This window comes from Streptomyces sp. CNQ329 (assembly GCF_000482585.1).
Genome location: NZ_AXVU01000011.1, coordinates 113,046 through 128,580, shown reverse-complemented (window position 1 = coordinate 128,580; position 15,535 = coordinate 113,046). Strand labels below are relative to the sequence as shown.

General features: G+C 72.9%; 10 protein-coding genes. 9 read left to right on the top strand and 1 reads right to left on the bottom strand.

Features of this window, described 5'->3' with window-relative positions; all coding sequences use genetic code 11:
- Positions 1 to 245: 245 nt before the first annotated feature.
- On the bottom strand, positions 246 to 1,580 hold the full coding sequence (locus I003_RS0110240; RefSeq protein WP_486584162.1) for a COG1470 family protein: 1,335 nt from the start codon (positions 1,578 to 1,580) through the stop codon (positions 246 to 248).
- A 207-nt stretch (positions 1,581 to 1,787) separates the two neighbouring features.
- Between I003_RS0110240 and I003_RS0110235 the strand changes: the two genes are divergently transcribed.
- From I003_RS0110235 to I003_RS36390, 9 genes are all read left to right on the top strand, one after another.
- Positions 1,788 to 2,507: a LuxR C-terminal-related transcriptional regulator gene (locus tag I003_RS0110235; protein ID WP_199784262.1), complete on the top strand. Its 720-nt coding sequence runs from the start codon at positions 1,788 to 1,790 to the stop codon at positions 2,505 to 2,507.
- A 277-nt stretch (positions 2,508 to 2,784) separates the two neighbouring features.
- Positions 2,785 to 5,970 carry a DUF11 domain-containing protein gene (locus I003_RS0110230; RefSeq protein WP_037720519.1) on the top strand — a complete coding sequence of 1,062 codons (3,186 nt, stop codon included), beginning with the start codon at positions 2,785 to 2,787 and terminating at the stop codon, positions 5,968 to 5,970.
- A complete protein-coding gene (locus I003_RS0110225) occupies positions 5,967 to 6,707 on the top strand; it encodes a Pvc16 family protein (RefSeq protein ID WP_027771437.1) in 741 nt (246 codons plus the stop codon). Before I003_RS0110230 ends, I003_RS0110225 begins: the two co-directional genes overlap by 4 nt.
- Entirely contained in the window at positions 6,704 to 8,824 is a 2,121-nt protein-coding gene (locus I003_RS31865; protein ID WP_078563883.1) for an AAA family ATPase, read from the top strand. Before I003_RS0110225 ends, I003_RS31865 begins: the two co-directional genes overlap by 4 nt.
- Positions 8,825 to 9,170: 346 nt before the next feature.
- Positions 9,171 to 10,799, top strand: coding sequence for an eCIS core domain-containing protein (locus tag I003_RS34670; RefSeq protein ID WP_486584161.1), 1,629 nt, complete (start codon positions 9,171 to 9,173; stop codon positions 10,797 to 10,799).
- Positions 10,800 to 10,983: 184 nt separating this feature from the next.
- Positions 10,984 to 12,549, top strand: coding sequence for a phage tail sheath subtilisin-like domain-containing protein (locus I003_RS0110210; RefSeq protein WP_027771436.1), 1,566 nt, complete (start codon positions 10,984 to 10,986; stop codon positions 12,547 to 12,549).
- A gap of 35 nt (positions 12,550 to 12,584) precedes the next feature.
- Entirely contained in the window at positions 12,585 to 13,025 is a 441-nt protein-coding gene (locus tag I003_RS0110205) for a phage tail protein (protein ID WP_027771435.1), read from the top strand.
- Complete coding sequence (locus I003_RS0110200) at positions 13,022 to 13,528, top strand: hypothetical protein (RefSeq protein WP_027771434.1); 507 nt, start codon at positions 13,022 to 13,024, stop codon at positions 13,526 to 13,528. The genes I003_RS0110205 and I003_RS0110200 overlap by 4 nt, the downstream gene beginning before the upstream one ends.
- Entirely contained in the window at positions 13,525 to 13,683 is a 159-nt protein-coding gene (locus tag I003_RS36390) for a DUF6760 family protein (RefSeq protein WP_199784260.1), read from the top strand. Before I003_RS0110200 ends, I003_RS36390 begins: the two co-directional genes overlap by 4 nt.
- Positions 13,684 to 15,535 lie beyond the last annotated feature (1,852 nt).

The following is a 15,535-nucleotide window of genomic DNA, read 5'->3' as shown; positions in this document are numbered from 1 at the left end:
TCCGAGGGCGTCGCTACTCACACCTGAGCGCTAGAAGGGCCGGCAGGGAAGCCTCGGGCTCGCCAGGTCCGAGCACCGTGGTTCGCCGGACGTGAGGACGATCAACTGTGAGGCGAAACAGCAGGTGGAGGCGCTCGGGGGGCCCATTCTCGGACTCAGGCTGTCGATTTTAAGCCTGGATAGATCCACTTCTTTACACTAAGTGCTCAGATTAGCCATCATGCTCTGAGATGAGAAGGGTCAGCTCACTGCGTGGTACGGCTGTGCACTCCGCTCACGTTCATGACCTCGTGGCATTCCTGCGCCCTGCGACCGGTGGCCGGGGTGCCGGGCTTCGCGCAGGTCACGTCGATGGTCACGGTGTCGTTCTCAGGGATCTCGATAGGGGTCACCCAGTGGTAGTCCTGGTTGCGGAAGGTTTCCAGCGCGATCGTGGTGATCTTCCGGTCGCCGAACGTGATCGTCAGCACCCCCTCATCGCCCTGGAAGTTGGCGACGACGATGTCCGTGATCGCGAAGACGCTGCCCGCGGGCACCCGGTAGGTACCGGTCCTGGTCTCGCCGGCGGCGGTCCTCAGGTCGATGGTCGCCGAACTCTGCTGGCCGTCGGCCGTGGTGACGCTGTCACCCGAGGCGCTGCCGTCACCGCCCGAACCGGATGGTGCTCCCTGCGTCTGGCCGCCGGGCTCGGCGCCCGGGCCGTTGCCGGTACCGGTGCCCGGAAGCTGCTCCCCGGCGGGCGTACGACGCGGCTGAACCGCCTCTTCGGCTGCGTCCTCGGCTGCGCTGCGCACCGTCGGACGGACCAGCGCGAACCAGGCGAGGAGCAGCGCGAGCAGCAGTGCGAGCAGCGCAAGCAGCCACTTCGGGAAGACCGGGATCTGGACGAACTCCGCGTCCAGTTGCCCCCGTGCAGCCGGATCGTCCCACCCGGCCTGCTCCTCTTCCCGGTCACCGGTTTCAGCGGTCTCGACGGTGAACGGCCATACCACGGGGGCGCCGAACCACACCGGCTTCGCGGTGCGGACCCGCAGCCCGACCTCCGTCGACTCGCCGGGCTCCAGCGTCGGCTGCGCCGGGCTGAAGGTGAACCCCAGTTCCTCACCCGCCTGACCGGGGGTGAAGCCGACCCGCACCGGGGTGTTGCCCCGGTTGCGCACCGTCAGCCGGAAGCGGCCGCGCAGCCAGCCGCGCCGACGGCGCGGGGCGAGCCCGGTCTGAAGCTCGTGGAACGGCTCGACTTGCACGGTGGTTTCGGGAACCCACACCGACTCGGGGTGCTCGGCCGGCAGGATCCGTACGCCGAGCGGCTTCTCGCCGGCCTGGATCTCCGGGGAGCGCGGCGGCGTCAGCCGGATCGTCACCGTTTCCGAGGTGCCGGGATAGAGAGAGACCCGCTGGGGCTCGACGGTGGTCCAGGAGCGGCACTCCCCGACGACCTCCAGGCTGTACGCCTCGACGATGTCGCTGTCGTTGCGCACGGTCAGACTGGTGGTCGCGGTGTCGCCCGGCGCCACCGTCACGGCCGGTATGTCGAGACCGGGCGTACCGGAGCCGGGAAGGGCGGGAGAAGGCGTCACGCCCTCACGGTAGGGACATGCCCCGGGCCGCCGCGAGGAGCGCGAGGGCAACACCCGGGCAGTCACGGTGCCCGGAAAGCCACCGTCAACCCTCCTGTAACGGCGAGTCGTTAATGTCGCATGTTGTCTCCCGTGTGCCGCCGCTCCCCGGTGGTTCGCTCCGGTCCTCCACCTCTCCCCGACGAACTCGCGAAAGGATATCCCCCTATGTCCTCCATCGAGGAGAACGGCCCCGCCATGTCCGACGCCGCGTTACGGGTGCCCACCCGGACCCGGGCCACGTGGGCCTCTCGCTCCGGTCGTCCCAGCAGGGTGACCGTGGCCGTGTACGCCGCCGATCCGGTCCTGCGCGTCGGCGTGGTCGATCAGCTGCGTCAGCGCCCCGAAGTCGACCTGGTCGACGACGCCGACGCGAACCAGGCCGAGGTGTCGCTGGTGGTCGTCGACACCGTCGACGACGATGTCGTGGCGCTGCTGAACCGGCTGCGGCACTCCAACGTCACCCGCACCGGCCTGGTGATCAGCAATCTCGGGCCCGGCGCACTGCAACGCGTCATCGAGTGCGGCGTGGCGGCGGTCCTGCGGCGTACCGAAGCCGACCAGAGCCAACTCCTCCATCTGATCCTGGCGATAGCCAACGGCGAGGGAGTGCTGCCCGGCGACCTGCTCGGCAAGCTGCTCACCCACGTGGGCAGCCTCCAGCGCCCGGACCTCCACCCCCGCGGGCTGTCTCTCGCCACGCTGACCACGCGTGAGGCGGACATGCTGCGCCTGGTCTCGGAGGGCCTGGACACCGCGGAGATCGCCCGCAAGACCGCGTACTCCGAACGGACCGTCAAGAACGTGCTGCACGAGATCATCACACGCCTGCAACTGCGCAACCGGGCCCACGCGGTCGGTTACGCGCTGCGCAACGGTCTGATCTGACAGCGAGGCGCTCCGCCGGGGGCCGCGACGTGGCAGCCGTCGGTCGGCAGGAGCGCCGTCGCAGCCGGTCGCGCCCACGCGGCGGAGCGGCACTCGTGACAGCCCCGCGCCCGGGGGCGCTGCCGGACGGGCGACGGCGGGGAACCCGGCACTGCCCGAAAGCGCACCGCATGTTTCCCCCGCGCGAGGACCCGCCGCCCTGCCTCACCGCGCGCCGCTGAGGAAGGGTGGCGGCGGCGCATCCAGATGCCGCGTCAGATCTGCGAAGGGGGCCGTGATGGAAACCGCTGGCTCCGGCGGGCGGTACCGCCTGGGGAGACTCGGCATGTCGTTGCTGCTCGTGGTCCCGTTGCTCGGGGTGACGGCGGCCGACGGGCCGGGCAGCGCCGAGCCGCAGGTGACGGACGCCCTCGACGCCGCGGACACCCGGGTCGCCTACGCCGGTACCCGGCACCGCAGTCTCGGCCGGGTCGCCACCACGACCTCCAGCGAGCCGGTGTTCGGTGACGGCCCTGCCCACTACGACGTCCACCCGTCCGCCCTCGGCGACCAGTTGGTCTTCGCCAGCCGCCGCGACGAGAAGCATCCGCAGATCTATCTGAGGTCCGCCGACGGTTCGGTCCGCAAGCTCACCGCCGGCCGGGACGCAGCGCACCCCCGGCTGACGCCGGACGGCCTGGCCGTGGTGTTCGACTCGGCCGAACCCGGCGGTCCGGACGGCGGGACACAGCGCGACCTGTGGCTGGTGCGCACCGACGGCACCGGCCTGACCCGGCTCACCGACACGGCCGAGGACGAGGAGGGCCCGACGGTCTCCCCGGACGGGCAGCGGATCGCGTACTCCAGCGCCGGCGACGAGGCTGTCGGGCCGCAGATCTACGTACGCCCCCTGGCGGGCGGCACCGCCGTCCGGATCAGCGATCCCGCGAACGGCGCGGCCACCGAGCCGGTGTGGAACCCGGTGAACGACGACGAGAACCGGGACTGGATCGCGTACACCGCCACGACCACCCCGCCCGACGGGCCGGGTGTCCCCCGGTTGCGGGTGGCGCACGCGACCGGGGCCGCTGACGAACCGCTGCTCGGGGGTGCGCAGGCCGAGTGGCGTGCCCATGGGGCAACGTGGCTGCCCGACGGGGACGGCGTGGTGTTCCTGAGCCCCGAGATCACCTGCGAGTGCGAGGGTGACTACGACCACGTGTTCCGGACGACCGCGCACTCCGGGCAGGTCCCCTCGCTCGTGCTGGACGAGGACCGGGAGGTCCGCTCGCCCACCTGGCTCGGCACTCTCGGCGGCGGCGGCGTGGTGGTGGAGCGCACCTCGGCGGCCGACCCGCACGTGGCGACGTTGCAGGACGTGCGGATGGACGGGGCCGATCCCCGCGATCTGGGGCTGACGATCCTCGAAGAGGACCCGGAGGCCGACACCGACACGAGCGAGGACCGGCTGTTCCGGCCCAGACCCGGCTACGACCCGTGGACGGAGCGGCAGAACTACACGCCGGACGGCCGCCGTATCGCGGTGAGCCGCTTCGAGGACCAGGGGGACACAGCCGACGGCCGGACAGAGCGGATCTGGATGGCGGACGCCGACGGCGCCAACGCGGCGCCCATGCCGCTCGCCGGACGCGGCCCCGGTGACTGGGACACCGACCCGACGTTCTCCCCGGACGGCCGGTACCTGGCCTTCACCCGCAAGTCGCCGGGTGGCGTCGGGGATGCCGCGGGCCCCAGCCGCGTACTGGTCGCGGACGTCGCCACCGGCGCGATCACCGGTGAGATCACCCCGCCCCCCGGGCAACTCCAGGGCCAGGACGCCCAGCCCGCCTGGTCCCCCGACGGGACCACCCTGGCGTTCACCCGCAACGAGGTGACCGACGGGGTCGGCGGCAGCAAGCATGTCTGGACCGTGCCCATGAACGACCTGAGCGCGCAGCGCGACCTGAGCGCGGCGAACTGCCCGGGCAACTGCCAGGTCATCGACGACAGTCCGGCGTTCTCCCCGGACGGGCTGAGTATCGCCTTCAACCGCAAGAACGGCGCCGGCGCCGACGACGAACAGAACGGCCTGCTCCTGACGTCCCTGTCGGGCGACGACTGCCGGGTGCTGCTGCCCACCGCCGCCCGGGACCTGCCCGGCGGCTGCTCCCAGGAGCTGCCGGACACCTCGGTCACCGGCCCGCACCAGCCGAGGGACGCCGCCTGGACCGGCGACGGAACCGCCATCGTGTTCAGCTCCCGCACCGGGCCCGCCATCAGCAGTCCTGAGAAACTACGGGTCCTGGACATCGCGTCCGGCGACGTCACCTCCCTCACCGCCGGTCTGGCCGGCCGGCAGAAGGAACCGAGCGTGCAGCAGTCCGTGGACCTCGCGGTCGAGGCGCCCGGCGCCGTTCCGGCGGTCACCGTCGGCGAGTCCGCCACGGTCCGCGTCGACGTGATGAACCACGGCCCCGCCGTCTCCCCGGGCACCACGCTGACCATCGCCCCGCCATCCGGCGTGGAGATCACCGGGGTGACCTGGCCCGGCGGCACCTGCGACGCCGCCTCACTCCAGTGCAACGTCGGGGTACTGGAGCCCGGCACGGCCACGCCGGTCGACGTGACCCTCACCGGACTCACGCCCGGCGACGCGCCGGTCGACTGGTCGGTCACCGGTGCGGTCCTCGATCCGGAGCCCGGCGACAACACGGGCCGCACCGTGGTACCGGTGGTCGAGGAGGACGCGCCACCCCCGACGACACCGCCTCCGCCGCCGGCTTCCCCTCCTCCGCCGGGCACACCGCCCACGGTGCCCCGGGAGGCGGAGGAGCCGGATGCGGGGCCCGCGGTGAGCGTCACCGCCCGGCCGAACCCCGGATACGTCGGCGGACGTGTCGTGGTGACGTACACCGTGCGCAACGGTCGCAACGCGCTGGCGACCGGGTTGCGTCTGCGCATCGGGCTGCCCGCGGGCATCCCGGACAACGGGCCGCCCGCGGGCTGCGACCGGCGCTGGGTGTGCGCGCTGCCGGATCTCGCCCCGGGCGACAGCACCGACGTCCGGGTCGTCCTCCGTCCCGACAGGGCGCTGACCGGTCACGTCACGGGAGAGATCACCACCACCGGGACGGACGCCGACCGCAGCGACAACACCGCACGGGAGCGGCTGCGGATCCTCCGGCCGCGCATCGTCGCGGTGCCGGAGGTCGGCAAGCCCGGCTTCGTCACCTCCGTGCGGGGCAGGGACTTCCCGCCGGGAGCGCCGGTGCGGTTCACCTGGAAGCCGGGGATCACCGCGGCGGCGGCGCCGACCGTCCCGAAGCCGGACGGCACGTTTATCGGCCAACTGCTCATCCTCGCCAAGGACCAGACCGGGCCGCGCAGGATCACCGCCACCGGCCCCGGGTTCTCACCGGCGAGGACCGACTTCCTGGTGGTCAGCGGCAGCGTGCAGCCGCCGGACGAGGTGACCCGCCGGTGATCCATGAGGTCGACGAGGGGCTGCGCCGGCTGCTCGCCGAGTCCGGCCTGGAGGCGTCGGGCGTCGAGGTCGTCTTCGACGCCCCCACCCGGGACTGGGCGTCGCGGCGCAGCGCACCGACGGTCTGCGTCTTCCTGTACGACATCCGCGAGGACACCGGCCGGCGCGGCAGCGGAGCCGGGGAGGTGTACGACACGGCCGGGAACGTCGTGGCGCGGCGCGCCCCACCACGCTGGTTCGAGCTGACGTACCTGGTCACGGCGTGGGCGGGCCGCCCACAGGACGAACACCGGCTGCTCTCGCAGGTGCTGGCCCGCCTGGTGGCCTCCGACACCCTGCCCGGGCGGCTGCTCGACGGCACCCTCGCCGAACTGGGCCTGACCGTGAGCCTGGAGACCGCGGGCACCGGGGCCGACGTACCGGCCGCCGCCGATGTATGGTCGGCGCTCGGCGGGGAGCTGAAGGCGTCGCTCGGGGTACGGGTACGGGCGCCGCTCGCCGGAGTGAGCACGGCCGCCGCGCCGCCGGTCACCGAAGGGCTCGTCGTGCGCTCCACCCGCCGGGACGCCCGGCGCGGGCACCTTGAGGGCGGGGACCCCGAGGGCGGGGAAACGGAGCCGGGGCGCCGGCTGCGCTACGCGGAGACGGGCGATCCGGGCCCGGAGGGCTTCGCCGGCCCCCGTGAGCGGGGCCCGGCCCCGGCCCGGCGCCGCCGCAGGGGAGACCGCCAGCCGTGACCAGCACCACAGAGCCGCCCACAACCGCCCGTACCCAGGCCCGGAGCGACGAAGAAGCCGGTCCGGCCGGCGTCGAGCACCTGTGGACGCGGCTCCGCCTGGTCGAGGAGCGGGTGCGGCGGGCGGTGGCGGTCCGGCGCGGCGCCGATCCCGACCCCGACGACCCGTACCGGGGGCAGTACCTCACGCCCGAGGCGGCGGCACGCATCCTGGACGAGCCGGGCGGTCTCGACGTACCCGGCCATGAACCGTGGCAGCCCCCGGCCGGTTCCCTCCTCGGCACTCTCGCCGGACGGTTCGGGCTGTCGCCGCTGGACCTGGACCTGCTCCTCGTCGCGGTGGCGCCCGATCTGGACGCGCGGTTCGAGCGGCTCTACGGCTACCTCAACGACGACCTGACGCGCCGTCGGCCCACGGTCGGGCTCGCCCTGGAGTTGTGCGGCCTCGCCGGGGCGGCGTCCGGGCGGTTCCGGCTCGCGGCCGGAGCGCCGCTGGTCGCGGGTGGCCTGGTGGCGGTCACCGAGCCGGAACGGCCGCCGCTCTCCCGCGTCCTGGTGGTGCCCGACCGGGTCACCGGGCATCTCCTGGGCAACGCGCAGCACGACGCCCGGCTCGCCGGGGTGCTCGGCGAGGCCCGGGAGGACCCGACCGCCGAGGCGGCGGACGTGCGGCGGACGGCAGCCGCGGCCGGGACCGGCGCCGGCTTCGTCCACCTGCGCAGCCGGGGTGGTGACGCCGAGGGCCTGGCGGTCGCCGCCCTGCACGCGACCGGGCTGAACCTGCTCGCCGTGGACCCGGCGGCACTCGCCGGGCGCTCCGGTGACGTGCCGGAGCTGGCCCGCGTGCTCGCCCGGGAAGCGCGCCTCACCGGTGCGGGGGTCGTCCTCGGCCCGGTGGAGGCGCTGCCCGGGGAGCCCGCCGAACGGGCCCGCATGCTGCGCACGTTGCGCGCGGCGCTGCGCGGGATCCCGCTGTGCACGCACGGCACCGCCGGCTGGGACCCGGCGTGGGCGTTCGACACCCCGGTCGTCCTGACCGTGCCGGCGCCATCTCCCGAACGGCAGGCCGCGCGCTGGCGGCACGCCCTGGAGCGGGCCGCCGCCGGTGACGACTCCGTCACCGGCGACGCCGGGGAACTCACGCGCGCGGTGGCCGCGCACCGCCTGGACTCCGCGCAGTTGCGCCGCGCCGCCGACGTGGCCGTACGCACGGCCGGCCTCGCGGGCCGCCCGGTTAACGCGGACGACGTGCGGGCCGCCGTACGGGCCCAGAACGGCGCGGGCCTGGATCGGCTGGCCCGCCGGGTGGAGCCGGCGGTCGGCTGGGACGACCTGGTGCTCCCGCCACTCACCCATCGCCGGCTGCGCGAACTCGCGCTGCGCGCCCGCCATCGCGAGCAGGTGCTCGGACGATGGGGCATGCGGCCAGGCGGCGGCCGGGGGCACGGTGTGATCGCCCTGTTCGCCGGGGAGTCGGGCACCGGCAAGACCATGGCCGCCGAGGTCGTCGCGGCGGATCTGGGCATGGACCTGTACGTGGTGGATCTGTCCACGGTCGTCGACAAGTACGTCGGGGAGACCGAGAAGAACCTGGAGCGGATCTTCACCGAGGCGTCGGCGGTCAACGCGGTGCTGCTCTTCGACGAGGCCGACGCGATCTTCGGTAAGCGCTCCGAGGTGAGGGACGCGCAGGACCGGCATGCCAACATCGAGTCGGCGTACCTGCTCCAGCGCATGGAGTCGTTCGACGGGATCGCGGTGCTGACCACCAACCTGCGGGCCAACCTGGACGAGGCGTTCACGCGCCGCCTGGACGTGGTGGCGGACTTCCCGGTCCCCGACGCCCGCCAGCGCCTCGCCCTGTGGGAACGGTGCCTGGGCGACCGGCTGCCCCGGGCCGGCGACCTGGACCTCGGCTTCTGCGCGGACCACTTCGAACTGGCCGGCGGGGCGATCAGGTCCTGCGCGGTGACCGCGGCGTATCTGGCGGCCGAGTCCGGCGCGCCGCTGACCATGCGGCAGTTGGTGACGGCGGTCGCCCAGGAGTACCGCAAGCTCGGACGGCTGGTCCTGGAGGGCGAGTTCGGGCCGTACCTGGCGCAAGCCACCGGCGCCTGAGGGGCGGGCGGCGTGGCCCGCCCGCGGGAGTGCCGCCTGCCGCCGGTCCCATCTCCCGTAGCGGTCCTGGCCTGACGGCTCACCGCAGGGAACACGCCGCACGTTGCCCTTTCGGCCACTCATGTCTGCCCCCGGTCGCCTGGCGCTGCGATCGTCCGCCCTGTATCCAGGAACTGTTGTGATTCCTGCGCGGGAAAGGCTCCTCCTCATGCGCGCCCAGGACAACGAAAGACCCCGGCGGACCCAACCCGGCCGTACCGCGGTCCGTACCCCCACGAAGACCGGGACACCGCCGCGGGGTCTCCTGGCGCTGCAGGCCACCGCCGGGAACGCCGCCGTCGTCCAGATGCTCCGCCAGGCCGGCCACCCCGCAGCCGAACAACGGCACCGGCAGCCGGCCGTGCAGCGCTCTGCCGTCCACGAGGTGCTCCGCACCCCCGGCCGCCCGCTGGACGACGCCACCCGCACCGACATGGAACACCGGCTCGGCGCCGACTTCCTCGACGTACGCATCCACAACGACAGTGCCGCTCAAGCCTCCGCCGCCGAAGTCGGCGCCCGCGCCTATACCAGCGGCAGGCACATCGTCCTCGGCGACGGCGGAGCAGACAGACACACCCTCGCCCACGAACTCGTCCACGTGATCCAGCAGCGCCGCGGCCCGGTCGCGGGAACACCGACCGCGGACGGGCTCCGTGTCAGCGATCCGTCGGACGCCTTCGAGAGGGAGGCCGAGGCCCGGGCGGCGCGTGCTCTCTCCGGCCCGCCGCCGCAGCGGGCCGCTCCGGGCGAGAACGCTCGTCAGGACACCGCCGCCGGCCAGGTGCAGCGCGTGTCGGCTCGCGCGGACCTCGTCGTGCAGCGCCTCACCATCGACGACGCACCTTCCTCGTGGACGGGCGAACCGGTGCGGCGTTCGGGCGAGGGAATCGACGGGGTCTTCTTCGTGGGCCCGCCAGGGCAGGAGGTCGTCGTCAAACCACTGCAGGCCACGGGAAATGTGGAGTACGCCCACAGGTTTCTGGAGCACATGAACGTCCAGACGCCCCGGGTCATCCGCTATGCGCTCTCCTCACCCGAGGGAAAGGCGATCCGTGATCTCCTGATGAGCAACGTGGCGGCGGGCCGGAACCCTGAAGAGATTCCGAGGCAACTGGAGTGGACACAGGCATTCCTTGTCATGGAGAAATCCCCGGGAGACTCGCTGCAGAGCATGACCTCCGATGCGGCACAGGAGTTCCTGGGCGATCAGGCGGCCTTGCGGCAGATCGGCCGCACCATGGTCGCCGATGCCTTCCTGGGCAACACCGACCGGGCGCTCCGCCCGGTCAACCTCGGGAACTTCCTCTACCAGGCAGCGACCGACATCGCGCCGGCGGCCCTGACCGCGATCGACAACAACTCCAAGTTCTCGGCCCCGCAGGTCCTTGCGGCCCGGGCGGGCGGCAAGACACTGGACGACGGACTCGTCAGCAAGATCACAGACTTCCAGTTGCTCCGCGCTCCCGCCCGCGACAACGCGTACATCAAACTCTTCTTCAACAAGTTTGGTAACAGCCACAGCAAGAAACCGGAGGTCACCGCGATCCTGACCGACGACGCGCAGATGGGCCCGATCAAGGACCGGGTTGGAGAGGGAATCACGGCCGCGTTCAACGATCTTGCGAAGGTCTTCACCGACCACGCCGATCTGCTGCATGCCATCGGTTCGGGCTACGACGAGGAGAGCGCCGAGAACCGGTCCGCCGCCGCGGCAAGTGCCACCGCGAAGTACGTCGCGGACACCCAGAACGGTGTGAGTCACGAGGAGGCGGTCGGTGAGTTGATCGCCTATGTGGAGCAAGCCATCGCCAAGGACCTGCAGCCCAGCGGCATCGAGGACCAGCAACCCGGCGCCCCCCGAGGCAAGCAGCCCAGCGGCCTCAAGCGGATGGGCAAGAAGTGGCTGGACAAACTGGAGAAACTGGGCCGTTGATCCTTCGCGTCACCGCGGGAGCAGCCGGCGGGCAGGGACGGTGACGCCCGGACGGTCACCCCGAAGGGCCCGGAAAGGCAGCGCTGTTGCCCCCGGTCAGGGCCCCGTGCCCCTGCCTCCCGGTCAGCCCGTGGAACAGACTCGGCCTGCGCACAGGTGACTTCGAGGACCTGAAGGAGCGAGCATGCCGACGTACCTCACCCCGGGTGTGTATGTGGAGGAGGTGCAGTCCGGTGCCCGGCCGATCGAAGGGGTCGGCACCGCCGTCGCCGCGTTCGTCGGGCTCGCCGAAAACGGCCCGTTCCACACGCCGACGCTGGTCACCAACTGGGACCAGTACACCCGGCAGTTCGGCGGCTTCACCGAGGGCACGTACCTTGCCCACGCCGTCTACGGGTACTTCGCCAACGGCGGTGGCGCCGCGTACGTGGTGCGGATCGGCGGCGGCGCCGGGGACTCCGGCGCCCCGGCGGCCGGCGGTGACCGGCGGCGGGGTAGCGAGGCGGCCCAGCCGGTGGAACTCGGCGGCTTCCTGGTCGCGGGCCGGGCCGGCACCTCCGGTGTGTCGGTGGAGATCGCCGACGCGGACGGTGAGAATCCGCCGGCGGACCGCTTCAAGGTCGTGATCCACCAGGGCGATGAGGTGGTGGAGACGTACGACGTCTCCACCCGCAAGAACGTCAAGGGGTACCTGGTCACCCAGGCCCGCGCCTCCAAGCTGATCGAGGTCACCGAGAAGCAGGGTGCCGCCCAGAGCAGACCCGCCAACCAGACGGTGACGCTGGCCGGCACCCCGGCCGCGCCGGCCGCCGGCACGCCCGGCTCCGGCGAGGTGGCCCGCCTCGACCCGGCCGAGTACGTCGGCGACGCCGGGGCCCGCACCGGGTTCGCCGGCCTGGAGACCATCGACGAGATCACCATGGTCGCGGTGCCTGACCTGATGAGCGCTCATCAGCGTGGCGCCATCGACGCCGAGGGCCTCCGCACCGTGCAGCTCGCGGTGATCTCGCACTGCGAGCAGATGGGCGACCGGGTGGCGATCCTGGACGCCCCGCCCGGGCTCTCCGCCCAGCAGGTGCGCACCTGGCGCAACGACGAGGCGGGCTACGACTCCCGGTACGCCACCCTCTACTACCCGTGGGTGCGTGTCTTCGACCCGGCCCTCGGACGCAACACCACCGTGCCGCCGAGCGGTCACATCGCCGGCGTGTGGGCACGCAGCGACGCCGAGCGCGGTGTGCACAAGGCGCCGGCCAACGAGGTGATCCGCGGTGCGGTGGACCTGGAGATCCGGCTCAGCAAGGGGGAGCAGGACCTGCTGAACCCGATCGGCGTGAACTGCGTACGAGCCTTCCCGGGCCGGGGCATCCGGATCTGGGGCGCCCGCACCCTCTCCTCCGACCCCGCCTGGCGTTACCTGAACGTGCGCCGGCTCTTCAACTACCTGGAGGAGTCGATTCTGCTGGGCACCCAGTGGGTGGTCTTCGAGCCGAACGACGACCGGCTGTGGGCCAGCATCCGCCGCAACGTCACCGCGTTCCTCAGCGAGGAATGGCGCCGGGGCGCGCTCTTCGGCCGTACCGCCGACGAGGCGTTCTACGTGAAGTGCGACCGCGACAACAACCCGCAGGAATCCATCGACCAGGGCCGGGTCGTCTGTGAGATCGGCGTCTCGCCGGTCAAGCCCGCCGAGTTCGTGGTGTTCCGGCTGGCCCAGTTCTCCGACAGCACCAGCCTCATCGACGAGTGACCCCGCGGTTCCACACGGAAGGTTGACACACGGACATGGCAACGGGCGATGCTCTTTCCACCCACGTCTTCGGCGTGCAGCTCGGCGGCTACCTGGTCGAGTCGATCCAGGAGATCAGCGGCCTGACCGTCGAGGAGGAGGTCGTCGAGGTCAGGCAGGTCAGTGACCAGGGCAAACAGATCATCCGCAAGCAGCCGGGGGCCCGGCTGGCCGGCGAGATCACGATCACCCGGGGACTCGACCAGAGCAGTGAGTTCACCAAGTGGATCAAGGAGACCCTGAACAACGGGGCCGTGAACTCCGCCCGGCAGAACCTCACCATCGAGATCAAGGACTCCGAGGGCACCACGGTCCGCCGTATCCAGCTGATGCAGGGCTGGGCCTCCAAGTGGGAGGGCCCGTCCCTGAAGGCGGGCGAGTCGTCCGCGGCCACCGAGTCCGTCACGATCGTGTTCGAGGAGATCGTCGTCGAATGAGGCGTCGTACGGTGAAGGCCGGCAGCCTGGAGGAGATCCTCCAGGTGACGGCGCCCGCCCAGGCGGCTGAGCAGGTGCCGGAGCAGGCGGCGGACGCCCCGGCCGGCGCCCCGCCGCGCCGGGAGGACCAGGGACTCCGCACGGAGTTCGAGTTCGAGCTGCCGCGCGGGTACGTGGACGAGTCGGGCACCGTACACCGGCACGGTGCGATGCGTCTGGCCACGGCCCGTGACGAGCTGCGGCCCCAGATCGACCTGCGGGTCAAGGAGAACCCGGCGTATCTGAGCGTGGTGCTGCTCAGCCAGGTGATCACCCGGATCGGTTCGCTCACTGACGTGCACGCCGGGATCGTGGAGCGGATGTACGCCACCGATGTCGCGTTCCTCCAGGACTTCTACCGCCGCGTCAACAGCGAGGGCCACACCCGCGCGGCGGTGACCTGCCCGCACTGCGAGGCCGGCTTCGAGGTCGACCTCTCGGGTGGGCGCCTGGGGGAATCGTGACGTACGCCCTTCCCCGGCTCCGGGAGGAGATCGCGTACGTCGCCTACCACTTCCACTGGCCACGTGAGGAGATCCTCGACCTGACCCACGGCGAACGCCGGCAGTGGGTGGCCGAGATCGCCCGTATCAACACCCGTATCAACGAAGGCGGTTGAGCACATGGGATGGCGGGAGAGGCTGCGCCGCCGGGCCGCCGGGCCGGATACGGCGGCCGGCTCGCGTGGTAAGGAGCGTTCCCGCACGGGGGCGTCGGGCTCTTCGGTGTCCGGGCATCCGGGTTCTTCCGCGTCCGGTGCCTCGGCTCCTTCCGTGCCTGCCGACTGGGACGGCGGCTGGCGCCGTACCCGGAAGCCCACGCTCACCGTGGCCCGCGCTCCGCTGGGCGTCAGCGACGGTCTCGCCTTCCGCGCCGGGCTCGCCGCCTGGAAGAACCCGTCCTTCGACAGGGGCCTCGGCCACGCCGTGCTGTCCACCGCTCCGACCGGCCTGGTCCGCGGCGTCACCCGCCCGGCCGCCCGGCTTCCCGGCCACACCGGGGGAGGGCCGCTGCTGCTCCGGGCCGTGCGGGCGGAGGGAGCGGACGAGCCGGTGGCCGGCCCGGGCGCCGGGGACCCGGACGGCGCGAGGACGCCGTCGGCCACGGGCCCGGCAGCACCGGATGCGCTTCGGCCCCGGCCGGAGGCACGGCCGGCGGCATCCGATCCGGCGGGCTCCCCTGCGTCGGGATCCGGGTCCGGGTCGCCGGGATCCGGTGCGCCGGAGTCCGGCTCCGGCCCGTCCCCCCGGAGCCGTGGCCTCACGTCCACGGATTCCCCTGCGGTTCTCCCCGCGTCGGCTCCCGTCCAACGGGCCGTGGCTCCGGGCGGCGCCCCGGTCGTGAGCCCCGCCGACACCGGCCACCGGCCGGCCGCCGCGGAGATTCCGCTGGTACGACGAGTGGCCGTGGTTCCGGACCCGGCCGGCGACGGCGTGGTGGACCGCCCCGCGCCCGGTACGCCCGGGTCCCGGACACCGCCGGGAGGCGTACCGCGGCCGGACTCCGGGACCGCCTCCCGGACGCGGGCCGGTTCGGGCAGCCGTACGCCTTCCGGCCCGGCTGGAAGGCGCACCGCGACCGAGGCCGCGGACACAGCGCCGCAGGCGTCCCATGCCGCCGGGGTGCCCGGCCGAGCCGTCCGGCTCCGCCCGGTGGGGCCTCGACTGACCGTCGCCCCCCGCCGGCCGGGGCCCGTACGCCGCCTCACCGCCCTGCGGCCGGCCGCGCATCCGTCACCTGGCACCAGTCCCGATGCATCCGGCACCCCCGCCGCGCCGGCCACACCCGCCGGGGCGGCCACGCAATCGATCACCTCCGCGCAGCGCACCGCCACACGCCGGGGAAGCGGCGCGTCCCTCGGTGCTCCGCTGAGCGAACTGCCCGCCACAGCCACACCGCTTGCGCCGCGTACCCCCGCCTCGTCCGGCACCGGTCCGGCGTCCGGTCCGGCACTTCCCGTCGTCCAGCGCCGGGCGGACGGTACGGGCAGCACGAGCGACACCCCGGGCGGGTCCGCCGACGGCGTGCGGGGAGTGTCCCCGGACGGCCCCTCCCCCCGCCCGGCCGGTGCCCGTGCACGCGGTGGCCTGGGTGCACCGCTCCCGGCGCTGCCGCCGAGCGCCGACGTGCCCGGGTCCGGTGCCGGGGACTCCCGCCCGTCGCCGGCCGTCCGGCGCGCACCGGTGCACCAGGAGGACCGGGCGCTCCCCGAGCCCGCACACCCGGCGCAGGGCGAGAGCCCGGTGCCGGGGGAGCTCGCAGTCCAGCGCAGCCCCGCGGCCCGCACCGGCACCGGGGGCACGACGTCCGACGATCCGGCTCCCAGCGCGCGGCGGCTCTCACACCCCGGCCCCCCGGGCCCCGTCGTCGTCGCCCGGCCGGTGGCCGACGGCACCGGTCACCCTCCGCCCTACGCCGGAGGGGCGGCACCGCCCCGCACCCTTCAGTTGCTTCCCACGCGCCCTCTCACC